General features: G+C 69.5%; 20 protein-coding genes. 11 read left to right on the top strand and 9 right to left on the bottom strand.

Translation table 11 applies throughout. From position 1 onward, the window contains the following. Positions 1-7 precede the first annotated feature (7 nt). The 5 genes from ACFQ6X_RS01220 to ACFQ6X_RS01200 form a co-directional block, all read right to left on the bottom strand. On the bottom strand, positions 8-697 hold the full coding sequence (locus tag ACFQ6X_RS01220) for a response regulator (protein ID WP_383174033.1): 690 nt from the start codon (positions 695-697) through the stop codon (positions 8-10). Then, on the bottom strand, positions 694-2082 hold the full coding sequence (locus ACFQ6X_RS01215; protein ID WP_383174030.1) for a sensor histidine kinase: 1389 nt from the start codon (positions 2080-2082) through the stop codon (positions 694-696). The genes ACFQ6X_RS01220 and ACFQ6X_RS01215 overlap by 4 nt, the downstream gene beginning before the upstream one ends. 117 nt (positions 2083-2199) lie before the next feature. Beyond that, positions 2200-3138: a DUF4429 domain-containing protein gene (locus ACFQ6X_RS01210; protein ID WP_383174027.1), complete on the bottom strand. Its 939-nt coding sequence runs from the start codon at positions 3136-3138 to the stop codon at positions 2200-2202. 86 nt (positions 3139-3224) lie between these two features. Further along, positions 3225-4436, bottom strand: coding sequence for an alpha/beta hydrolase (locus ACFQ6X_RS01205; RefSeq protein ID WP_383174024.1), 1212 nt, complete (start codon positions 4434-4436; stop codon positions 3225-3227). Positions 4437-4660: 224 nt separating this feature from the next. After that, entirely contained in the window at positions 4661-5329 is a 669-nt protein-coding gene (locus tag ACFQ6X_RS01200; RefSeq protein WP_383174021.1) for a TetR/AcrR family transcriptional regulator, read from the bottom strand. A gap of 114 nt (positions 5330-5443) precedes the next feature. Here ACFQ6X_RS01200 and ACFQ6X_RS01195 point away from each other — a divergent pair, with 114 nt between their 5' ends. Continuing rightward, positions 5444-7054, top strand: coding sequence for an MFS transporter (locus ACFQ6X_RS01195; protein WP_383174018.1), 1611 nt, complete (start codon positions 5444-5446; stop codon positions 7052-7054). Positions 7055-7250: 196 nt separating this feature from the next. After that, positions 7251-7676 carry a peptidase inhibitor family I36 protein gene (locus ACFQ6X_RS01190; RefSeq protein WP_383174015.1) on the top strand — a complete coding sequence of 142 codons (426 nt, stop codon included), beginning with the start codon at positions 7251-7253 and terminating at the stop codon, positions 7674-7676. A gap of 58 nt (positions 7677-7734) precedes the next feature. Here ACFQ6X_RS01190 and aceE read toward each other — a convergent pair whose 3' ends face one another. Continuing rightward, on the bottom strand, positions 7735-10476 hold the full coding sequence (gene aceE / locus ACFQ6X_RS01185) for a pyruvate dehydrogenase (acetyl-transferring), homodimeric type (protein ID WP_383174012.1): 2742 nt from the start codon (positions 10474-10476) through the stop codon (positions 7735-7737). A gap of 482 nt (positions 10477-10958) precedes the next feature. On the opposite strand from aceE, the gene ACFQ6X_RS01180 reads away from it, so the two are divergent. From ACFQ6X_RS01180 to ACFQ6X_RS01155, 6 genes are all read left to right on the top strand, one after another. Beyond that, on the top strand, positions 10959-11399 hold the full coding sequence (locus ACFQ6X_RS01180; RefSeq protein ID WP_329211418.1) for a DUF3052 domain-containing protein: 441 nt from the start codon (positions 10959-10961) through the stop codon (positions 11397-11399). 163 nt (positions 11400-11562) lie between these two features. Continuing rightward, positions 11563-12021, top strand: a complete 459-nt coding sequence (locus ACFQ6X_RS01175; protein WP_383174008.1) for a peroxiredoxin — start codon at positions 11563-11565, stop codon at positions 12019-12021. 139 nt (positions 12022-12160) lie between these two features. Beyond that, complete coding sequence (locus ACFQ6X_RS01170) at positions 12161-12736, top strand: TerD family protein (RefSeq protein ID WP_351168324.1); 576 nt, start codon at positions 12161-12163, stop codon at positions 12734-12736. 130 nt (positions 12737-12866) lie between these two features. Continuing rightward, the gene (locus tag ACFQ6X_RS01165) at positions 12867-13442 is read left to right on the top strand and encodes a TerD family protein (protein ID WP_329211423.1); all 576 of its coding nucleotides are present in this window, start codon (positions 12867-12869) and stop codon (positions 13440-13442) included. 69 nt (positions 13443-13511) lie between these two features. Further along, positions 13512-14660, top strand: coding sequence for a DUF475 domain-containing protein (locus tag ACFQ6X_RS01160; protein ID WP_383174004.1), 1149 nt, complete (start codon positions 13512-13514; stop codon positions 14658-14660). Between the two features lie 150 nt (positions 14661-14810). Next, a complete protein-coding gene (locus tag ACFQ6X_RS01155; protein WP_383174001.1) occupies positions 14811-15545 on the top strand; it encodes a Tellurium resistance in 735 nt (244 codons plus the stop codon). A gap of 33 nt (positions 15546-15578) precedes the next feature. On the opposite strand, the gene ACFQ6X_RS01150 is transcribed toward ACFQ6X_RS01155, so the two are convergent. After that, positions 15579-16439, bottom strand: a complete 861-nt coding sequence (locus ACFQ6X_RS01150; RefSeq protein WP_383173998.1) for a TerD family protein — start codon at positions 16437-16439, stop codon at positions 15579-15581. Positions 16440-16658: 219 nt separating this feature from the next. Between ACFQ6X_RS01150 and ACFQ6X_RS01145 the strand changes: the two genes are divergently transcribed. Genes ACFQ6X_RS01145 through ACFQ6X_RS01135 form a run of 3 tightly spaced genes read left to right on the top strand, consistent with a single transcriptional unit; the run spans position 16659 to position 21139 of the window. Then, entirely contained in the window at positions 16659-17819 is a 1161-nt protein-coding gene (locus tag ACFQ6X_RS01145) for an HpcH/HpaI aldolase/citrate lyase family protein (protein ID WP_383173995.1), read from the top strand. A 6-nt stretch (positions 17820-17825) separates the two neighbouring features. Further along, positions 17826-20315 carry a phosphoribosyltransferase gene (locus tag ACFQ6X_RS01140; protein ID WP_383173992.1) on the top strand — a complete coding sequence of 830 codons (2490 nt, stop codon included), beginning with the start codon at positions 17826-17828 and terminating at the stop codon, positions 20313-20315. A gap of 17 nt (positions 20316-20332) precedes the next feature. Further along, positions 20333-21139 (top strand): HAD family hydrolase, encoded by an 807-nt coding sequence (locus ACFQ6X_RS01135; RefSeq protein WP_383174591.1) that lies wholly within the window; start codon positions 20333-20335, stop codon positions 21137-21139. Positions 21140-21319: 180 nt separating this feature from the next. Here the strand turns inward: ACFQ6X_RS01135 and ACFQ6X_RS01130 are convergent, their stop codons facing one another. Next, positions 21320-21544, bottom strand: a complete 225-nt coding sequence (locus tag ACFQ6X_RS01130) for a zinc ribbon domain-containing protein (protein WP_329211433.1) — start codon at positions 21542-21544, stop codon at positions 21320-21322. A gap of 9 nt (positions 21545-21553) precedes the next feature. Next, the gene (locus ACFQ6X_RS01125; protein ID WP_383173989.1) at positions 21554-22123 is read right to left on the bottom strand and encodes a DUF4383 domain-containing protein; all 570 of its coding nucleotides are present in this window, start codon (positions 22121-22123) and stop codon (positions 21554-21556) included. Positions 22124-22239 lie beyond the last annotated feature (116 nt).

Here is a 22239-nt window from a genome sequence, read left to right as displayed (position 1 = left end):
GCCCCGGTCACGCCTCCGCGGACCCCGGCGTCACCAGCCCCGACTCGTACGCGAAGATCACCGCCTGGGCCCGGTCCCGCAGATCGGCCTTGGCGAGTATCCGTGAGACGTGTGTCTTCACCGTCTGCTCCGCGACCACCAGCCGACCGGCTATCTCCTGGTTGGACAGGCCACGGGCCACCAGCTCGAGTACCTCCGTCTCGCGCGGCGTCAGCCCCCGCAGGCGCAGGGCGGGGCCGCTCCGGAAGGCTCCGGACGGCCGCTGGCGTGCGAAGTCAGCGATCAGCCGACGGGTCACGGACGGTGCGAGCAGCGCGTCCCCGGCGGCCACGACACGGACCGCCGAGATCAGGTCGGCCGGGGGCGCGTCCTTCAGCAGGAAGCCCGATGCCCCGACGCGCAGCGCCTCGTACACGTAGTCGTCCACGTCGAAGGTGGTCAGCATCAGCACCTTCGGCCGGTGGGACTCCCCGGCGGACGGGGACAGCAGTTCGCGGGTCGCGGCAAGCCCGTCCATCTCCGGCATCCGGACGTCCATCAGGACCACATCCGGGCACAGGCTGCGGCTGGCCTCGACGCCGCGCAGGCCGTCCGGCGCCTCGCCCACCACATCGATGTCGCTCTGCGCCGACAGCAGCGCCGCGAACCCCGCCCTGACCATGGCCTGGTCGTCAACGATGATCACGCGGATGCTCAAGAGTCCTCCGAGGCCGGGGAATTCGACGCGACCGGACGGCCGGACAGCGGAAGCCGCGCGGCGACACGGAAGCCCCCGTCGGGCAGCGGGCCGGTGTCCAGCGTGCCGCCGGTCAACCGTACGCGTTCACGCATCCCGACCAGCCCGTGCCCCGTTCCGGCCGTCTCCAGCGGTGAACCGGGGCGCTGCGCACGGTCGTTGACGACCAGGACCGTCACATGCCCGTCGGCTGTCGTGACCGAGACCCGGGTGCGCGCCCCCGGCGCGTGCCGGACCGCATTGGCCAGCGCCTCCTGCACGATGCGGTACGCGGACAGGTCGACGGCCGGGGACAGGCCGTCCCCCACCTCCTTCGGCACCTGCGCCCCCATCGAGAGCTCCACGGGAAGCCCCGACCGCACCGTGGCCTCCACCAGCTGCTGTATCCGGTCGATCCCCGGCTGGGGGGCCCGCTCCCCGTCCGTACCGTCGCTGCGCAGCACCGAGAGCAGCCGCCGCATCTCCGTCAGCGACTCGCGCGCACTCGCCGCGATCGCCTCGAACTCCGCGCGCGCCTCCTCGGGCAGCCCGCCGATCCGGTACGGGGCCGAGTCGGCCTGCACCGTGATCACGGACATGTGGTGCGCGACCACGTCGTGGAGCTCGCGGGCTATCCGGGTCCGCTCCTGCAGGAGCGTCCGCCCGGCACGTTCGGCCTCACTGATCGTCTCCTGCTCGGCGAGCCTGCGCTGCGCGTCGCCCCGTTCCCGCAGCGCCGCCGCGACGACCAGCACCACCGCGCCGAGGACGAGCAGCAGCACGGCGCTGCCGTTGCTGCGGTCGGGCGCGATCATGTGCAGCAGCAGGCCCGCCGCGCCCGTCATCAGCCAGACGGCCGCCAGGGTCCTCCGGGGCTCGCGCAGGCCCAGCGCGAACAGTACGAAGAGGTAGCCGATGATCACCGGGGGCGTCCAGGGCCAGATGGTGTCCACCGGGTCCGTGACCGCGGCCGGCAGCGGCCGGACGGCGAACTCCGCGGCCGTGGGCCGCAGCAGGACCAGGGCGCCGACGACGTCCGCGCCGAAGACGATCCACCAGGCCTGCAGCGGCCGGTGCGCCAGCATCAGCAGCGGTGCGGCCTGAGCGACGGCGAGCGCCCCCGCCGTACCACCCCCCAGGCCGTAGTCCGAGATCAGGACGTTGTACGTGACGGGGACGAACAGGAGGGTGAGGAGGGCGACGGCCACGTACGGCACGAGCCGCTGCCTGCGCTTCGCGGCGTCCGCGAGGAGAGGGACGGGCGGATGGGAGGGGTGGGACAGCGCGTGGGCGAACCCGCGCAGATGACGGCCGGCGGCGCTCAGCAGGCCGTCGGCGGGCTCGGGGTGACCGGAGGAGGAGGACATCGCCCGCTCAGCCTAGGGAGCGTGCCGGTTCGTGGCGTCATACCCCGGTGCTGTTGTGCGACCGGCCTCCCCGTACCGGGGTAGGGGCTCCGCCCGCAGGCCGGGACCGGCCCGCCCCTACAGCTCCGCGAGCAGCTGCGCCTTCTTCGCGCTGTACTCGTCGTCCGTCACGAGACCGGCCTGGTGCAGTTCCCCCAGGTGCCGGATCCGCTCGGCGATGTCCGCCGGATCACGCCGCCCGCCGCCCACCACGGCGGGGGCTGCCGCGACGGGCACCGACTGGGTCCTGCGCACGGATTCCAGCACGGCCGCGGCGAAGGGCAGCGACTCGTGCACCGGCCCGTAGCCGAGGCCGAAGACGACAGCGGCCGGATCCTGGTCCACCGGTATGTGCGGGACGGCCGGATGCGGGGCGCCCTGCGCCGTGTCCGGCCCGAGAGTGTGCACCGGACCGCCCTCGTCCGCGTCACCGCCCGCGCCGCGCGTCACCAGCCGCAGATAGCCCTCGAGCGCCTCCGGCGACCGCCACTGCACGCCGCTGAGATCGGCCACCGGGAAGGTCTGGTCGCCCGCCTTCCACTTGGCGCTGGAGGCGCCCGTCCAGGACCACCGGAAGGAGACCCGGACCCCGTCGAAGCCGGCCCGACCGTCGTACGCCTTGAAGTTCATCGGAGCCTCGGGAGCCGTGACCAGGAAGCGGTCGGCGTGCTTCGCCGCGTCCGGTCCGAGCAGGGCCCGCAGCTCGTCGGCGTAGTACTCGGCGAGCGTTTCGCGTTCGGCGGGCAGCACCAGCCGGTAGGGGTCGCAGCCGTCCTTCAGCTGCCCCGCCGCAGCCTCCAGCAGCGGATCGGCGCCCGGTCTCGGCACCGCGTGCAGGACCACCGTCCCCCGCCTGCCCGGGGTCAGTGTCACCGACGACAGCGCCGCATACGGAATGCGGCGCTCACGCAGACTCTGGAAGAGCCTCGGCGTGCGGATCCCCCGTTCGAAGCGGATGAGCAGGGAGTCGGTATCGAACTCCCAGGTGGCATGAATTCCGGCCAGCACATCACCCATGTGCCTCATCGTATGCGGCACAGGCTCGCACGTCCCCCCTCGGTACAGGCAATCCCCGCAAGGCCTTTCACGGTTCTCTACGCGCGTCAGGCGTCCGGATCACCGGAAATCTCACGGTGGCACGCCTGATCGGTGCTCGCGCAGCTGACCGAGTCGTAGGCCCCGACCCCGATGGCGGCGAAGTTGCTGAGGCTGTCCGTGCCCGGCTCGAAATAGCCGCTGTGCCCGACCGCGCCGTTCGCCGACACGATGCGCGCGCCGAACTCCGGGTCGACCGGGTCGGCACCGTGTCCGAGCCCGCCCACGGCCATGTTCGGCACGTCCTGGATCCAGTCGTCGCCGTCCCGCATCGCCCACACCCTGGCCCCGGTGTCCAGCCCCTCGGCACTGTCCGCACGCATGCCCGGACTGCCGGCGACCGCGATGTCGGACACCCTGGAGGGCAGCTCGCCCGCGGCGACCCCGCACAGCACGGAGCCGTAGCTGTGGCAGAACAGCGAGACGGCCGAGGTGCCGGGCAGCGCCTCCACGAGCGCGTTCAGCCGCACCGCCCCGTCCGCCGCGAGTCCGCCCAGGGCGGCGTCCATGCCGATACCGGCGGGTGCGGTGTAGTCCGCCCACGCGATGACGGCCGTAGGGGTCCCGGGACGGGCCGCGCGCTCGGCGCCGTACAGCTGCTGCGCCATGCCGACCGGTGCGGCGTTCTTCTTGCGGCCGGTGCGTTCCAGGGTCAGCAGGTTCGTATCGACGCCCGGAACGATCACGGAGATCCGCTTCGCCCGGTCGAGGTCGCCGAACACCTCCGCGGCGTGGCCCCTGCCCGACGGGTCGAAGGCGAGGATCTGCCGGTCCCCGGCGAGCATCGACCGGAAGCGGGCAAGCCGGAGCACCGCCTGGTGGCGGCCGTCGGGCGAGAGTCTCGTGTCCTGCGTCCGCTGCTGCTCCACGGTCTCGGCCAGGGCCAGCGCATGCCGGTTGGCGCGGTAGCGAAGGGTGACCGGTGCGCCGTTCAGATTCCCCACCACGAGCGGGTACTTGTCGGCGAGAGCGACCTGCTGGCCCGCGGTGAGCGTGGCGAAGAAGTGAGCCAGCCGGTACGGCGGCGCGTCGGTGTCCGGGAGGGCGTGACCGGCTATCCGGTCACGGGCCCAGGAAGCGAGCGCGATCTCGCGTGGCGCTTCGGAGTGTTGATGACGCACGGCGGTCCACCCGGTGGTCGCCAGCATCACGAACACCACCGCGACGGCGAGCAGAGCGCGCCAGGCGGTGAGCGTGGGGGAGGAGTCGAAGGAAGTCACTGAGCCCCACCCTAGGAGACGCGTACAGGCCCTCGTGATGGGGGTGACGCACATCACCCGGCTGCGAGGAATTCGGCGGCGCGACCTCACCCTCCGTGTGCGCGGAGCCCACGCTCCGGCGCGCCGGGAGCCCGTTCGGGACCCCGAAAGCGTAAGGGGGCCGGGGCATTGTGAGTTGGGACATGCCGCGGTGGTGAGGCGTGCGGCACAGATGTTCGGTACGCCTAAGAGGTGCGCCAGTCTCCGGCAAGTGCTGGTCCGAGCCGGTCCAGGTGCATCTCGGTCAGTGCCCGGAGCGTGTCCACGCTCGCGTCCTGCCGTTGTCCCCACAGCTGTCCGGTCAGCCGCATCACCCCGGAGAACGCGGCGACGGCCACCCGGGGCCGTGGGTCTGTCTCCGGGTCCAGTCCCTCACGCTCCGCAATCAGCAGAGCCACCTGGTGCTCCAGATCGACGCTGCGCCGCATGAGGGCGGCGAGCAGGACAGGGGTCGATTCGATCATCTGGTAGGTGCGCATGTGGAGTTCGACGGTGACGTCGTCCTGGAGGGCGTCGGCGATGCTGTCCCAGGCGTTCAAGGTGGCCCGGCGCATTGCCTCGAAAGGGGCTTCCGCGGCGGGACGTTGACGCAGTTCCGCGAGAAAGTGCGACTCCCCCATCTCCTGGACGGCGAAGGCCACCGCCTCCTTGTTCGCGAAGTAGCGGAAGAAGGTGCGCTGGGAGACCTCGACCGCGTCGACGATCTCGTCGACGGTGGTCCGGTCGTACCCCTGGGTGGTGAAGAGTTCCAGGGCGGCGTGCAGCAGGGCCTCACGGGTGCGCTGTTTCTTGCGTTCGCGCAATCCGACCGGAGCCGCGAATGCGGGGGCCCCGGATGTCTGCCTGCGTGTCACGTAGAGGTCCTCTTTCTGTCACTTTGACCTGATCAGCCTACCTGTGAGCTACGTGACAGTTACTGACTTGTGAATTGGTTTGTCAACTGTCAGCCGCTGACATAATCTCCCCGCATGACTAGTCAGACCACAGTCGAGAAGGCGCCGCGGGAGCCCGAAGACACCCTTGTTCCCGCACCGGCGAAAGGACTGCGCGGCCACCCCTGGCTGACGCTCTTCGCCGTCGCCATCGGCGTGATGATGGTTGCGCTCGACGGCACGATCGTCGCGATCGCCAACCCCGCCATCCAGCAGGACCTCGGCGCCTCGCTCGCCGACGTCCAGTGGATCACCAACGGCTACATGCTCGCACTCGCGGTCTCCCTGATCACCGCGGGCAAGCTCGGTGACCGCTTCGGCCATCGCCAGACCTTCCTGATAGGCATCGCCGGATTCGCCGCCGCCTCGGCGGCCATCGGCCTCGCCGACAGCGTGACGGCCGTGATCGTCTTCCGTGTGCTCCAGGGCCTCTTCGGCGCCCTGCTGATGCCCGCGGCGCTCGGCCTGCTGCGCGCCACCTTCCCCGCCGAGAAGCTGAACATGGCGATCGGCATCTGGGGCATGGTGATCGGCGCCTCGACCGCGGGCGGTCCCATCCTCGGCGGTGTGCTCGTGGAGCACGTCAGCTGGCAGTCCGTCTTCTTCATCAATGTGCCGGTCGGCGTGCTCGCGCTGGTCTTCGGTCTGGTGATCCTCAAGGACCACCGCGCCGAGAATGCGGCCAAGTCCTTCGACATCGGCGGCATCGTGCTGCTGTCGCAGGCGATGTTCTGCCTGATCTGGTCGCTCATCAAGGGTTCCGAATGGGGCTGGGGCGACGCCAAGACGCTCGGCTTCCTCGGCGCCGCCGTGGTCCTGTTCTTCGTGTTCGCGCTCTCCCAGAAGAACGTCCGCGAGCCGCTCATCCCGCTGGCCATGTTCCGCTCCGTGCCGCTCTCGGCCGGTGTCGTCCTGATGGTGCTGATGGCCTTCGCCTTCATGGGCGGGCTGTTCTTCGTCACCTTCTACCTGCAGAACGTCCACGGCATGAGCCCGGTCGACAGCGGTCTGCACCTGCTGCCGCTGACCGGAATGATGATCGTCGGCTCGCCGCTCGCCGGCGCGGCCATCACCCGTTTCGGCCCGCGCGTGCCGCTCGTCGGCGGCATGGTGTCCGTCGCGATCGCCATGTTCGGCATGTCGCAGCTGACGATCGGCACCGGCACCCTGACCATGTCGCTCTGGTTCGCACTGCTCGGCTTCGGCCTCGCACCCGTCATGGTCGGCGCCACCGAGGTCATCGTGGGCAACGCCCCGCTGGAGCTCTCCGGTGTCGCGGGCGGACTGCAGCAGGCCGCGATGCAGGTCGGCGGCAGCCTCGGTACGGCAGTCCTGGGCGCCGTCATGGCCTCCCAGGTCGACGCGAAGCTCGGTGACAACTGGAAGGCCGCCGAACTCCCGCCGGTGAATGCCGCCCAGCTGGAGCAGGCGTCCTCGGCCATCAAGGTCGGTATGCCGCCCGTGGCACCCGGCACCCCGCCGGAGACCGCCGCGAAGATCGCGGGCGTCGCCCATGACACGTTCGTGTCGGGCATGAGCTCCGCGTTCATGGTCGCCGGCATCGTCGCCGTGGTCGCCGCACTGGTCGCCATGCTCACCAAGCGCGGTGCGAATGCCGACGCGTCCGCGGGAGCCGGCCACATCTGATCCCGCACAGCCCCGGCGCACTCGCTGCGCCGAGGCGTCAACACAGCGCACCCGACAGCCCCGCCGGACTCCTCCGGCGGGGCTGTCGCCTATCAGGGTGGTCCAGGGCCCCACCCCTTCCCGGCGCGCTGCCCCGCAGGTCAGAGTGCGGACACCGGGCCACTTCGGCTCGCTCGACCACGGGGGTTGATCCACCATGCGTACGACCGTTCTCGCCGCCACCCTGGCGGCCACCGCACTCGTCCCGGCCACGGCTCTGGCCGGCACAGCACCCGCCGCCCACCACGGGCCCGATACCCAGGGGCGCTCACGGAGCGCCCCGCAGGCCGCACCGGTGGGGCTCGCACCGTGCGGGGCCGGGCAGCTCTGCCTCTGGGCGAAACCCGACTTCACCGTCCCCAGGCAGACCCATGAACTGTCCACGGTCGACATCGAGAGCTGCGTCCCCCTGCCGGCGGGCGGCCACGCCCAGGCCCTCGTCAACCGCACCGGGCGCCCCGTCACCACCTACCAGTCGGCCGAGTGCGAGGAGACCGGCGAGTTCGAGACCTACCCAGGCGGTGGCACCTGGGTGCCCCGCTCCCCGTACACGGTGAGGGCCTTCAAGATCTGGGAGAACTGAACGCGGAAGGGCGGCGGGACCGTGAGTCCCGCCGCCCTTCACACCATGCTCCGCGCCGTTACGCGTCGCCGCCGGCGGGACCCGGGTCGGCCGCCGCCACATCCAGGAGCGCGTACCGGTCGACCGCCGTCTTCAGCGCCGAACGGTCGATCCTGCCCTCCTTCGCCAGCTCCGTGAGCACCGCGAGCACGATCGACTGCGCGTCGATGTGGAAGAAGCGGCGAGCCGCCCCACGGGTGTCGGCGAAGCCGAAGCCGTCGGCGCCCAGCGACTGGTACGCACCGGGCACCCAGCGCGAGATCTGGTCGGGCACCGAACGCATCCAGTCCGAGACCGCCACGAACGGGCCCTCGGAGCCGGAGAGCTTCTGCGTCACGTACGGGACGCGCTGCTCCTCCTCGGGGTGGAGCAGGTTGTACCGCTCCACGTCCACGGCCTCGCGGCGCAGCTCGTTCCAGGAGGTCGCCGACCAGACGTCCGCCTTCACGTTCCACTCGTCGGCGAGGATCTGCTGCGCCTCGACCGCCCACGGGACCGCCACACCGGACGCCATGATCTGGGCCGGGATCTGGCCCTTCTCGCCGCTCCTGTAGCGGTACACGCCCTTGAGGATGCCGTCGACGTCCACATCGGCGGGCTCGGCCGGATGCTGGATCGGCTCGTTGTACACCGTGAGGTAGTAGAAGACGTCCTCGTTCTCCTCGGGGGTGCCGCCGTACATCCTGCGCAGACCGTCCTGGACGATGTGCGCGATCTCGTACCCGAACGCCGGGTCGTACGCGACACAGCCCGGGTTCGTCGAGGCGAGCAGCTGCGAGTGTCCGTCCGCGTGCTGCAGACCCTCACCGGTCAGCGTCGTCCGGCCGGCGGTCGCGCCCAGCACGAAGCCGCGCGCGAGCTGGTCGGCCATCTGCCAGAACTGGTCGCCGGTCCGCTGGAAGCCGAACATCGAGTAGAAGACGTACACCGGGATCAGCGGCTCGCCGTGCGTGGCGTACGCGGAACCGGCGGCGATCAGCGAGGCCGTGCAGCCCGCCTCGGAGATGCCGTCGTGCAGCATCTGGCCGGTCGGCGACTCCTTGTAGGCGAGGAGGAGGTCACGGTCCACCGCCTCGTACTGCTGCCCGAGCGGGTTGTAGATCTTCGCACTCGGGAAGAAGGCGTCCATGCCGAAGGTGCGGTACTCGTCGGGCGCGATCAGCACGAAACGCTTGCCGATCTCCTTGTCCCGCATGAGGTCCTTCAGGACGCGGACGAACGCCATGGTGGTGGCGATCGACTGCTGGCCCGAACCCTTCTTCGCAGTCGCGTAGGCCTTGTCGTCCGGCAGCGGGAGCGGCTTGGCACGCACCACACGGGTCGGGACGTAGCCGCCCAGGCCCTGGCGGCGGTCGTGCATGTACTGGATCTCTTCCGAGTCGCGGCCCGGGTGGTAGTAGGGCGGGTAGCCCTCGTCCAGCTGCTTGTCCGTGATCGGGATGTGCAGCCGGTCGCGGAAGCGCTTGAGGTCCTCGACCGTGAGCTTCTTCATCTGGTGGGTCGCGTTGCGGCCCTCGAAGTTCGGTCCGAGCGTCCAGCCCTTGACCGTCTGCGCCAGGATCACCGTCGGCTGGCCCTTGTGGGCCTTGGCAGCCGCGTACGCCGCGTAGACCTTCCGGTGGTCGTGGCCGCCGCGCCCCAGGTGCAGGATCTGGTGGTCGGACATGTCCTTGACCATGTCGCGCAGCCGCGGGTCGTCACCGAAGAAGTGGTCGCGGATGTACGCGCCCGTCTCGGTGGCGTACGTCTGGAACTGGCCGTCCGGCGTGGTGTTCAGCTTGTTGACCAGGATGCCCGTGCGGTCCTGCGCGAGCAGCGGGTCCCAGGTGCGGTCCCAGACCAGCTTGATGACGTTCCAGCCGGCACCGCGGAACTGCGACTCCAGCTCCTGGATGATCTTCCCGTTGCCGCGCACCGGGCCGTCGAGGCGCTGCAGGTTGCAGTTGACCACGAAGGTGAGGTTGTCCAGACCCTCGCGGGCGGCGATGGAGAGCTGGCCGAGCGACTCGGGCTCGTCCATCTCGCCGTCACCGAGATAGGCCCACACATGCGACTTGGAGGTGTCGGCGATGCCGCGCGCCTCCATGTAGCGGTTCATCCGGGCCTGGTAGATCGCGCCGAGCGGGCCGAGGCCCATCGAGACGGTCGGGAACTCCCAGAAGTCCGGCATCAGCCGCGGGTGCGGGTAGCTGGACAGCCCGTGCGGCGCCTTCGACTTCTCCTGGCGGAACGCGTCGAGCTGCGTCTCGCTCAGCCGGTCGAGCAGGAAGGCGCGGGCGTAGATGCCGGGGGAGGCGTGCCCCTGGAAGAAGATCTGGTCGCCGCCGTCGCCCTGGTCCTTGCCGCGGAAGAAGTGGTTGAAGCCCACGTCGTAGAGCGAGGCGGAGGAGGCGAAGGTGGCGATGTGGCCGCCGACGCCGATCCCCGGGCGCTGGGCGCGGGAGACCATCACCGCGGCGTTCCACCGGGTCGCGTTGAGTACCTTGCGCTCGATCTCCTCGTCGCCGGGGAAGAACGGCTCGTCCTTCGTGGCGATCGTGTTCACGTAGTCCGTGCTGCGCATCTCCGGCACGGCGACGCGCTTCTCCCGCGCGCGCTCGATGAGCCGGAGCATCAGGTAGCGGGCCCGCTCACGGCCTCGCTCGTCGACGGCGGCGTCGAGGGAGTCGAGCCATTCCTGGGTCTCTTCTGGATCGAAGTCCGGGACCTGGCTCGGAAGGCCGCCAATGATGATCGGATTGCGATCGGATCCGGAAGCCACGCTGTTCCTTCGCTGTTCGGTGGTGCTCTTCGGGGCCTGGTTGCGGGGGAACGTACCCCCGGGGCGTCTGCTGTACGCCGACTCCATCGTGTACCGCGAGGGCGTAAACGTCATCTCTACTGTGGGGTAACACAGGGTTCCCGGACGCCGGGTCCGGGCACGAGTATCGGCGGCACGAGGGCGCTCCGGCCCAAACCGCAACCATACGCCCAACCCGGCCATGTGTTCCCAAAGGCTGTTCGACTCCGAATGGCGGACCGAAACGGCATAAGCTGAGTAAGGACGTAAAGGGTCCGGACACCATCGCCGGCCCCGCAGGAGACATGCCGGAAGTTGCGGCGACGTGGCAGGGAACGTCACCGTTTAGGCGGTCTCGGACGCCGGGTACTTGCGCGATTCGCCGAGCCCGTGTGGACTACGGCCAATGCCCCGCGCACGCGCGTGGCTGAAGCATTTTCCGAAACATGATCAGGAGGCAACCCGTGAGCGCGACCGCGGACCACGCGGAGGAACGGACCAACACGGCCGCAAGGCTTGGGTTCGAGCCCGGACAGGTGGTCCAGGAGATCGGCTACGACGACGACGTCGAGCAGGAGCTCCGTGAGGGCATTGAGGCCACAATCGGCCAGGAACTTGTCGACGAGGACTACGACGACGTCGCTGACGTCGTCCTGCTCTGGTTCCGCGACGAGGACGGCGACCTTACGGACGCGCTGGTGGATGCCATTGGTCTGATCGAGGACGGTGGGGCGGTCTGGCTGCTGACGCCCAAGACCGGCCGCGACGGATACGTCGAACCGAGCGACATCAACGAGGCTGCCCAGACAGCTGGTCTCGCCCAGACCAAGAGCATCAGCGCGGGCAAGGACTGGACGGGCAGCCGTCTGGTGACCCCCAAGGGGGCCAAGGCCAAGCAGCGCTGAGCGTTCTTTCCATCATCGAGGCCCCCGACGGCACTGCGCCGCCGGGGGCCTTCGTACGCGCCCGTCCTGGCCTGCTCGGGTCCGGCGGGGAGCCCTGCGTAGGGTGTGAATCACCCGGACGGACCAGTCCGGGCAGTGGTGACGTTGCGAAGGGATGCGTTTCATGGCGATCGAGATCGACACGCCTGCTCCGGATTTCGAACTGAAGGACAACCACGGGCGGACGGTGAAGCTCTCCGACTTCCGCGGTGAGAAGAACGTGGTCCTCCTCTTCTATCCGTTCGCGTTCACCGGCGTCTGCACGGGCGAGCTCTGCGCGCTCCGCGACGAACTGCCGAATTTCGAGAACGACGACGTGCAGCTGCTCGCCGTCTCGAACGACTCGATCCACACCCTGCGTGTCTTCGCCGAGCAGGAGGGTCTGGAGTACCCGCTGCTCTCCGACTTCTGGCCGCACGGCGCGACCTCCCGGGCGTACGGCGTCTTCGACGAGGAGAAGGGCTGCGCGGTGCGCGGCACCTTCATCATCGACAAGGAGGGCGTGGTCCGCTGGACCGTCGTCAACGGCCTGCCCGACGCGCGTGACCTGAACGACTACATCAAGGCGCTGGACTCGCTCTGATCCCGGATCTCCTGGGGGCGCCCGGCCAAAAGCCTGTTTTGGCCGGGAACCGGTCACTAGGATCCAATCGTTGATCCGATGCCAACGCACGACGGGGGCGCTGGTGTCTGCCGGCCCTCTCAACACTTTTGGAGGACTCGTGGGAGTCAGCCTCAGCAAGGGCGGCAACGTCTCGCTGACCAAGGCCGCGCCGAACCTGACCGCGGTCATCGTCGGTCTGGGCTGGGATGCCCGTACCACCACCGGTGGTGACTTCGACCTCGACGCCAGCGCTCTGCTGACGAACACCGAGGGCAAGGTCGGCAACGACGGAAATTTCGTCTTCTTCAACAACCTCAAGAGCCCCGACGGCTCGGTCGAGCACACCGGTGACAACCTCACCGGTGAGGGCGAGGGCGACGACGAGGTCATCAAGGTGAACCTCGCCGGTGTCCCGGCCGACGTCGACAAGATCGTCTTCCCGGTCTCCATCTACGAGGCCGAGAGCCGCCAGCAGAGCTTCGGCCAGGTGCGCAACGCGTACATCCGCGTGGTCAACCAGGCGGACAACAGCGAGCTCGCGCGCTACGACCTGAGCGAGGACGCGTCGACGGAGACCGCCATGGTCTTCGGCGAGCTCTACCGCAACGGCGCGGAGTGGAAGTTCCGTGCCATCGGCCAGGGGTATGCCTCGGGTCTGCGCGGTATCGCGCAGGACTTCGGCGTCAACGTCTGAGCCGACTCAGCTCCACCACGTCCGGCGCCGCACGATGTGCGGCGCCGGACGCAGCTCGGCAGAGCGCCGCGCCCCTCCCACGGGCGCCGTGCGTTCGAAAGACCGTCCATCGACTCGGGGAGGACACAGCATGGGCGTCACGCTTGCCAAGGGAGGCAATGTCTCCCTCTCCAAGGCCGCACCCAATCTCACCCAGGTGCTGATCGGGCTCGGCTGGGACGCACGATCCACGACCGGAGCCGACTTCGACCTCGACGCCAGCGCGCTGCTGTGCCAGTCGGGCCGGGTGCTCGGTGACGAGTGGTTCGTGTTCTACAACAATCTCACCAGCCCCGACGGCTCCGTCGAGCACACCGGCGACAACCTCACGGGTGAGGGCGAGGGCGACGACGAGTCGGTCATCGTGAACCTCACCCAGGTTCCCGCCCACTGCGACAAGATTCTTTTCCCGGTCTCGATTCATGAGGCCGACAATCGCGGTCAGACGTTCGGGCAGGTCAGCAATGCCTTCATCCGCGTGGTCAACCAGGCGGACGGCCAGGAGCTGGCGCGCTACGACCTCAGTGAGGACGCCTCCACCGAGACGGCGATGATCTTCGGTGAGCTCTACCGATACGGCGGGGAGTGGAAATTCCGTGCAGTGGGGCAGGGGTACGCGTCGGGGCTGCGGGGCATCGCTCTAGACTTCGGGGTCAACGTTTCGTAAAGCCGCGCACGGCGCGGGGGAGCCCCGTACTCAGTCGGGGGAGACCCGTACAACATGATGGGGTAGCCAGTGGTCCTGAAAACCTTCGGCTGGTCGTTCGCGGTCACCGCGCTCGGCCTGGTCGCAGCGGTGATCTACGGGGGGTGGCAGGCCTTCGGAATCGTCGCGATCCTGTCCGTTCTCGAGATCTCGCTGTCCTTCGACAACGCGGTGATCAACGCCGGAATCCTGAAGAAGATGAGTGCCTTCTGGCAGAAGATCTTCCTCACCGTCGGTGTGCTCATCGCGGTCTTCGGTATGCGGCTGGTCTTCCCCGTCGTGATCGTTGCCATCAGCGCAAACCTCGGGCCCATCGAGGCCATTGATCTTTCCTTCAATGACCCCGACCGCTACAAGGAACTGGTGACGGACGCGCATCCGTCCATCGCCGCCTTCGGTGGTATGTTCCTGCTGATGATCTTCCTCGACTTCATTTTCGAGGACCGGGACATCCAGTGGCTGCGCTGGATCGAGCGTCCGCTCGCCAAGCTCGGCAAGGTCGACATGCTGTCGGTCTGTGTCGCGCTGATCATCCTGATGATCTCCGCCATGACGTTCGCGACCCACGCGCACCAGCACGGTGGCGGGCACGCGGACAAGGCGGAGACCGTGATGCTCTCCGGCATCGCCGGTCTGATCACCTACCTCGTCGTCGGCGGTCTCTCCGGATTCTTCGAGAACAAGCTCGAGGAGGAGGAGGAGCGCGAGCACGAGGCCGAGGAAGAGGCCAGGAAGGCCGGCAAGCCGGTCTCCGCGGTCGTCCTCGCGGGCAAGGCCGCGTTCTTCATGTTCCTCTACCTCGAGGTGCTCGACGCGTCCTTCTCGTTCGACGGTGTCATCGGCGCCTTCGCCATCACCAACGAGATCGTGCTGATGGCCCTCGGCCTCGGTATCGGTGCCATGTACGTCCGTTCGCTCACCGTGTACCTGGTCCGCCAGGGCACGCTGGACGACTACGTCTACCTGGAGCACGGCGCGCACTACGCGATCGGCGCGCTGTCCATCATCCTGCTCGTCACCATCCAGTACCAGATCAACGAGCTCATCACCGGGCTCGTCGGTGTCGTGCTGATCGGCTGGTCCTTCTGGTCCTCGGTGCGGCGCAACAAGGCGCTCGAGGCAGCCGGCGGCGACGGCGGCGGCTCCGATTCCAAGGCGGAAGTCTCCTCCGGGGTGTGACCCGGTAGGGATTGAGGAACGCTCTCTCTGCGGGGCGGCCCACAGCGGCGGGTCTCCGGGAACACCCGGACCCGGCCCGGTGGCCGCCCCGCAGTGACGTTCGGGGCGTGTGCGGGGTCGGGCTCTACCGATACACATGTGGGGGTTGGGATGGCCTTCTGGGACAGCCTGTGGCCGGGGCGGGAAAACCAGTTCGAGTCGGGCAATGCCGCGACGAACTCGATCGTGCTGTCCAGGCGGCACGCCACGGTCTCGCTGAACAAGCAGGGCGCCCTGTCGGGGAATCTGCGCGTCAACCTCTCCTGGCGGATGCGCACCTCGGACATCGAGGGCAGGTCGCGGCAGAGCGGCAGACTGCTCCGCCCGCTGAAGCTCTTCACCCCCGATGTGGTCCAGGCGCACACCCAGGGTGTCGTCAACGTCGACCTGGACCTGGGCTGCATGTACGAGCTGATGGACGGCACCAAGGGTGTGGTGCAGCCGCTGGGCAATCTGATCGGCGATCTGAACGCCCCGCCGTACATCCGGCTCAGCGGCGACGACCGCTTCGGCGCACCGTCGGGCGAGACGGTCTACGTGAACCTCGACAAGCGGGACGAGATCAAACGGCTGCTGTTCTTCGTGTACATCTACGACCAGACCCCGGCCTTCGACCGCACGCACGCCAAGGTGACGCTCTATCCGGGCAACGGCCCGCGGATCGAGATCGAGCTGGACGAACGGGCACCGCAGGCCCGCTCCTGCGCCGTCTTCACGGTGGAGAACGTCAAGGGCGAGCTGATCGTGCGCCGCGAGGTGAAATTCGTATACGGCTTCCAGTCGGAGCTGGACCGGCTGTACGGCTTCGGCATGCAGTGGGGACGCGGCTACAAGACGCGGGCCTGAGTGAGCACCGTGAAGGGCGACCGCGCCGCCGGCTCAGGGCCGGATGAACTGCGGGCCCTGCGGGGGAAGCACGAACGCCGGATCGGGAGCGTGCGCCGCCGCGGCCGCGGGCTGCGGGTAACCGTAGGCGGGCGGTGCGGAGGCGGGCTGCGGGTAGCCGTAGGCAGGCGCGGAGGTCGGCTGCGGGTAGCCGTAGGCCGGCTGGGGCTGCGCAGCGGGCTGCGGGTAGCCGTACGCGGGCTGCTGGTGCTGGACCGTGGCCTGCGAGTCGGGGGCGGACACGGCCGCCGAGGGCGCGGACGTGGTGGTTTCGGGTACGGGCGGGGTCGGGTCCGGCTCCGCGGCCGCCTCTGCCTCGTCGACCGAGATCCCGAAGGCGGTGGCCAGTCCGACCAGGCCCGTCGGGTATCCCTGGCCCACCGCGCGGAACTTCCAGCCGTCGCCGCGCCGGTAGAGCTCGCCGCAGATGATGGCGGTCTCCTCGCCGGTCTCCGCGCGCACATCGAAGACGGCGAGAGGATCGCCGTCCGCGGACGCGGAGTCGTACAGCGATATCCGCAGGTCACGCACCTGTTCGAAGGCCGCTTCGTCGCAGGACGCCGCGATGACCACCTGGTCCACGGACGGGTCGAGCGCGGAGAGGTCCGCCTCGATGGTGTCCGTCAGTCCGCCGGCGGCACTGCGCTTGGGCAGCCGTCGCACCAGGCCCGAGGGATGCCGGGGCTGGTTGTAGAAGACGAAGTCCTCGTCCGAACGCACACGGCCCGAGGCACCGAGCAGCAGCGCGGAGGCGTCCACGTCCGGGACGCCGGCGCCCGGGGTCCAGCGCAGCACAGCCCGTACGGCCATGGCGTCGAGAGGGACGTTCGAGCCCTTCAGCATCGCGTGCGTCATGCCGGTCATCCTGCCTGCTCGTGGGCCTCCCGGACAACGCGGGGGTCCGAACACGCGGGAGGGAGGTGTCGGCAGGCGGAGCAGGGACGCTCCGCGAAGAGTGTGAGAAATGGCCGGGTTACCCGAAGTTCATACTCTTGGGGAACTGTCGACACCTCTCCGTACGTACTATTACCGGCCATACGTTGTCCGGCCTGTCAGGCAGTACGGGGGAATCACATGCGTCATTTCGGGCACATCTCGCCCACTGCCCGAGAGGGCCTGTTCTTCCGGGAGCCGTGCGAATTCAATGCACGCTCCTCCGCCCGCATGCTGTCGGTGGCCCTCGGCGCCACCCTCTACAGCCCGGCGACCCGGCCGCAGCTGGCCGAGGACGTGATCAAGCAGGCCAGGCGCGGTGTCGTCTCGATGGTGCTCTGCCTGGAGGATTCGATCGACGACGCCGAAGTCGTCGGCGCCGAGGCGAACCTGGTCAGACAGTTCGCCGATCTTGATGCGCGGGGTGTCGAACTGCCGCTGCTCTTCATCAGGGTCCGCGAGCCGGAACAGATTTCCGACCTCGTGGAGCGCCTCGGCACCTCGGTCCGATTGTTGTCCGGATTTGTACTTCCCAAATTCACGGAGGAGCGGGGAGAGCTGTTCCTGGAGGCTCTCACCGCGGCAGAAGCCGCCGGCGGGTGCCGGCTGTTCGCGATGCCGGTCCTCGAATCGCCCGAGCTGCTGCACCTGGAGACCAGGGGCGACACCCTCCGCGGAATCGCCCGCACCGTCGACAAGTACCGGGACCGGGTCCTCGCGCTGCGCCTCGGCGTCACCGACTTCTGCTCCGCGTACGGTCTGCGCCGGGCCCCCGACATGACGGCGTACGACGTCCAGATCGTCGGCGCGGTCATCGGTGACGTCGTCAACGTGCTGGGCCGGGCCGACGGCACCGGCTTCACCATCACCGGGCCGGTGTGGGAGTACTTCCGCCTCCAGGAGCGCATGTTCAAACCGCAGCTGCGCCGCAGCCCCTTCATGGGGCGCGCCGAGGAGCTGCGCACCGCCCTCATCGAGCACGACCTCGACGGACTGCTGCGCGAGATCGAGCTCGACCGGGCCAACGGGCTGCTCGGCAAGACCTGCATCCACCCGTCCCACGTCCTGCCGGTGCACGCACTGTCGGTCGTGAGCCACGAGGAGTTCAGTGACGCGCAGGACATCCTGCGGCCGGAGCGAGGCGGCGGCGGGGTGCTGCGCTCGGCGTATACGAACAAGATGAACGAAGTGAAACCCCACCGCGCCTGGGCCGAGCGGACCCTTCAGCGGGCCGAGGTCTTCGGAGTGGCCAAGGAGGACGTCGGCTTCGTCGAACTCCTGGCCGCGGGTCTGGCGGACTGAGTGGCCATGGGCGAGCACGTAACGGGAGAAGAGGCAGTGGACGTGAAGTGGTCGGGTGACTGGGTCGCCGAGCGGCTCGGGGTCGAACTCGTCGGTGACGGGGAGCTCCGGGAGCTGCTGGGCCTCGCCCTGCGCCGCAACCCGAAGCGGGCCCACCTGCTCGTGTCGAACGTGCTGGGCAAGCATGTGCCGCAGCGGCCGTCGCTCGTGTACGGGGCGGGGTTCGAGCTCGGTGAACGGGTGCGGGACCTGCTGGGCGAGGCCGAGGCCCGGCGGGCCGTCGTCCTCGGGTACGCGGAAACGGCGACCGGCCTCGGCCACGCCGTCGCGGACGGGCTCGGGGTGGCCACGTACCTCCATTCGACCCGCCGCCCCGTCGCGGGCGTCGCACCGGCGGGTGGCTTCGAGGAGGCGCACTCGCACGCGACGTCCCATCTGCTGCTCCCCGAGGACCCGGACCTGCTGACGGGCGCGGCGACCGAGGACTCCCCGAGCACACCGCTGGTCCTGGTCGACGACGAGTTCTCCACCGGCAACACCGTGCTCAACACCATCCGCGACCTCCACGTGCGCTACCCCCGGGAGCGGTACGTCGTCGTCGCCCTCGTGGACATGCGGTCCGAGGCCGACCAGGGGCGGCTCGCCGAGTTCGCCGAGGAGATCGGCGCCCGCGTCGACCTGGTCGCCCGCGCCCGCGGCACCGTACGGCTGCCCGAAGGCGTCCTGGAGAAGGGCCGCGCACTCGTCGCCGCCCACGAGAAGGACTCCTCGGGCGGGGCGGCCGCCCCGGGCGGTGCCCGCCCCGCCCCCGTACGGGTCGGGCTGGGCTGGCCGGCCGGGCTCCCCGACGGCGGACGCCACGGCTTCACCCCCGTGCACCGCGCAGCGCTTGAGGCCGCCCTGCCGGACATGGCCGCCCGGATCGCCGACGCGCTGGGCGACGCCCGCAGAGTGCTCGTCCTCGGCTTCGAGGAGCTGATGTACGCGCCGCTGCGGCTGGGCACCGCCCTGGAGGAAGCCACCACCGCCGACGTGCGGTACTCCACCACCACCCGCTCGCCCGTCCTCGCCGTCGACGACCCCGGCTACGCGATTCGCACCCGCCTGGTCTTCCCGGCCCACGACGACCCCGCGGACGGTCCCGGCGACCGGTACGCGTACAACGTCGCGGGAGCCGGCTTCGACGCCGTCGTCGTCGTGGTCGACTCCACCGCCGACACCGCCGCGCTGCACGCCCCCGACGGGCTGCTCGCCCGGCTCGCCGCGCACACGGACCAGGTCCTGCTCGCGGTCGTCCCCTCGTACGCCCCGTCGCCCGCTCTCCCGTCCGCCCTCGAAAGGCAGGAAGCCTCCATGCTGCCCGAACCCCTCCGGGGCCCCGCCTTCTCCTCCTACGCGGCGGACGACGTCGGCTGGCTGCTCCAGGACCTCTCGGACACCGTGCTGGAGGCACCCACGGAGGAACGCGAGGAGGCGATACAGAGCGGTGGCGCGCACTACGCCGAATCGCTGCCCGTCGAGTACCAGCCCACCCCGCAGTACCAGGAGCTGTTCAAGGCCGCCCTGGACACCTCGGCCGCCCGTATCGCCCGGGCCGTCGGAACGGTCACCGAGACGGTGCTCGCCGAACGCGGCCCCCGCCCCGTGCTGGTCTCGCTCGCCCGCGCCGGCACCCCCGTCGGGGTCCTCATGCGCCGCTGGGCCCAGCACCGGCACGGACTCGACCTGCCGCACTACGCCGTCTCCATCGTCCGGGGCCGGGGCATCGACGCCAACGCCCTGCGCTGGCTGGCCGCCCATCACGACCCGGCGGACGTCGTCTTCGTCGACGGCTGGACGGGCAAGGGCGCCATCACCCGCGAACTGGCCGCCGCACTCGAGGAGTTCGACGGCTTCAACCCGGAGATCGCGGTACTGGCCGACCCGGGCGGCTGCGTCGGCACGTACGGAACACGCGAGGACTTCCTCATCCCGTCCGCCTGCCTCAACTCCACGGTCTCCGGACTGATCTCCCGTACGGTCCTGCGTTCCGACCTCGTCGGCCCCGACGACTTCCACGGAGCGAAGTTCTACCGGGAACTCGCGGACTCCGATGTGTCCGGCTTCTTCCTCGACACGGTCGCCGCCCGCTTCGACGAGGTCGCCGAAGCCGTGGACGCCGACGCCAAGGAAATGCTTGCCGCGGACCGCGCCCCCACCTGGGAGGGCTGGGCCGCCGTCGAACGGATCAGCGAGGAGTACGGCATCCACGACGTGAACCTCGTCAAGCCCGGCGTCGGCGAGACGACCCGGGTGCTGCTGCGCCGCGTGCCGTGGAAGATCCTCGCCAAGCGTGGCGCCGGCAGCGACCTCGACCACGTACGGCTGCTCGCCGAACAGCGCGGCGTCCCCGTCGAGGAGGTCGGCGAACTCCCGTACACCTGCGTCGGACTGATCCACCCGAAGTACACCCGGGGCGCGACGGGCGCGGACGGCAAGGCGGTGGCGGGACAGTGAGCGCGCCCGTGACGCTGGTGGCCAGCGACCTCGACCGCACCCTCATCTACTCGGCGGCCGCCCTCCAGCTGTCCATGCCGGACGCGGAGGCCCCACGGCTGCTCTGCGTCGAGGTCTACGGACACAAACCGCTCTCCTACATGACGGAGAAGGCTGCCGCGCTGCTCGACGAACTGGCCCGCAGCACGGTCTTCGTACCGACCACCACCCGGACGCGCGAGCAGTACGGGCGCATCCACCTTCCCGGCCCCGCGCCCCGGTACGCCATATGCGCCAACGGTGGACACATCCTGGTCGACGGAGTCTCCGACCCGGACTGGCAGGCGCAGGTCGCCCGCCGGCTCGCCGACGAATGCGCCACGCTCGCCGAGGTCCGCGCCCACCTGATCGCCACGGCCGATCCCGCCTGGCTGCTCAAGGAACGGGTCGCCGAGGACGTCTTCGCGTATCTCGTGGTCGAACGCTCGCTCCTCCCCGACGGCTGGGTGAAGGAGCTGGCGGCCTGGGCGGACCCCCGTGGCTGGACGGTCTCCCTCCAGGGGCGGAAGATCTACGCCGTCCCCAAGCCGCTCACCAAGAGCGCCGCGATGAACGAGGTCGCCGCCCGCTGCGGCGCCACGACGACGCTCGCAGCCGGTGACTCACTCCTCGACGCGGACCTGCTGCTCGCCGCCGACCACGCCTGGCGCCCGGGGCACGGCGAACTCGCGGACAGCGGCTGGAGGGCACCGAACGTCCAGGTGCTGCGGGAGCGGGGCGTTGCGGCGGGGGAGCAGATCCTGATCCAGTTGCTGCGCGCGTCGGCGCGACGGGAGGGCCGCTGAGCGGCCGGCCGGCCGCCGACGGATCACGCTTTTGCGGCGACCCCGCTGGAATTACCCTGCTTGCGGGGACCCCGCCGGGATCACCCTGTTTGCGGGGCTGGATCACCTTTCGCCGGGGCCCCGCTGGGGTCACCCTTTACGGGGCCCGCTGGCGGCACCCCTTTACGGGGCCCGCTGGGGTCACCCGCAGCAGCCGCCCCCGCAGCAGCCACCGCCACCGCCGGACGGCGCGGGAGCGGAGGCCGCCGCACCCGCGGACGATCCGCCGACAGCCACGGTGGAGAGCAGCTTCACGGTGTCCTCGTGCCCTGCGGGGCAGGAGGCCGGGTCGGAGGACTCCGCCATGGGACGGCTGACTTCGAACGTCTCGCCGCAGGGGCGGCAACGGAACTCGTAACGAGGCATGGCCCCAGATTACGGCCTCTTCTTCGCGACCTCCGGCATCGGGACGCGGCTGCGGCGCTCCTCGAGCATGACCTGCTCCGGATGACGGGACCGCCAGTACGGATTGTCGTGCGGCAGACCGCCGCTGACCCTCCCGTACATGCCGAACATCATCAGCAGCAACCCGATCACGAAGCTGAACAGCACGTTCTGCATCTCGAAGGCGAGGAAGTTGAGGCCCGTGTCCAGCAGGGCCAGATTCACGAAGCCGCTGAGGATGAAGGCGATGCCCAGGACCATGTTCAGGGTCGAGGCGAAGTTCCCGCCGATCACCATCCCGACGAAGAGCAGCAGCCCCACACAGATGGACAGGACGCTGAGCGCACCGTTGGTGTTCAGGCCCGCCACCGTGTCGCCGCCGGTGTCGAAGAAGCCGATGCGGTCGATCAGTCCCAGGATGCCGAAGGCGAGGAGGAACAGCCCGGCAAGTCCGGCTCCCACCCGGTAGACCTGGCTGAGCCGGTGGTCCACCGGCAGATGCTCGTCGAGCCGGGTGGCCTTGCGGCGCCGGCCCGTCGGGTGCAGGACATGAGTGGCCATGACGGCCTCCTTCGGCCCGTGCGGCCAGAACCGGCCCGTGCGGCCAGAACACACCAGCGTGAACCGCGGCGTATCTCCAGGATCGGCCCACCGGCCGCCATGGACAAATCGGACCG

The organism is Streptomyces sp. NPDC056452 (assembly GCF_042796085.1).
Classification (GTDB): Bacteria; Actinomycetota; Actinomycetes; order Streptomycetales; family Streptomycetaceae; genus Streptomyces.
The sequence above is the reverse complement of the archived record's forward strand: the minus strand, read 5'-3'. Positions and strand labels throughout refer to the sequence as shown.

Coding starts and splice junctions, on each gene's coding strand:
- ACFQ6X_RS01215 (WP_383174030.1), bottom strand. CDS start 2,082: ATGTCCTCCTCCTCCGGTCACCCCGAGCCCGCCGACGGCCTGCTGAGC.
- ACFQ6X_RS01210 (WP_383174027.1), bottom strand. CDS start 3,138: ATGGGTGATGTGCTGGCCGGAATTCATGCCACCTGGGAGTTCGATACC.
- ACFQ6X_RS01195 (WP_383174018.1), top strand. CDS start 5,444: ATGACTAGTCAGACCACAGTCGAGAAGGCGCCGCGGGAGCCCGAAGAC.
- ACFQ6X_RS01190 (WP_383174015.1), top strand. CDS start 7,251: ATGCGTACGACCGTTCTCGCCGCCACCCTGGCGGCCACCGCACTCGTC.
- ACFQ6X_RS01175 (WP_383174008.1), top strand. CDS start 11,563: ATGGCGATCGAGATCGACACGCCTGCTCCGGATTTCGAACTGAAGGAC.
- ACFQ6X_RS01165 (WP_329211423.1), top strand. CDS start 12,867: ATGGGCGTCACGCTTGCCAAGGGAGGCAATGTCTCCCTCTCCAAGGCC.
- ACFQ6X_RS01155 (WP_383174001.1), top strand. CDS start 14,811: ATGGCCTTCTGGGACAGCCTGTGGCCGGGGCGGGAAAACCAGTTCGAG.
- ACFQ6X_RS01150 (WP_383173998.1), bottom strand. CDS start 16,439: ATGACGCACGCGATGCTGAAGGGCTCGAACGTCCCTCTCGACGCCATG.
- ACFQ6X_RS01145 (WP_383173995.1), top strand. CDS start 16,659: ATGCGTCATTTCGGGCACATCTCGCCCACTGCCCGAGAGGGCCTGTTC.
- ACFQ6X_RS01140 (WP_383173992.1), top strand. CDS start 17,826: ATGGGCGAGCACGTAACGGGAGAAGAGGCAGTGGACGTGAAGTGGTCG.
- ACFQ6X_RS01130 (WP_329211433.1), bottom strand. CDS start 21,544: ATGCCTCGTTACGAGTTCCGTTGCCGCCCCTGCGGCGAGACGTTCGAA.
- ACFQ6X_RS01125 (WP_383173989.1), bottom strand. CDS start 22,123: ATGGCCACTCATGTCCTGCACCCGACGGGCCGGCGCCGCAAGGCCACC.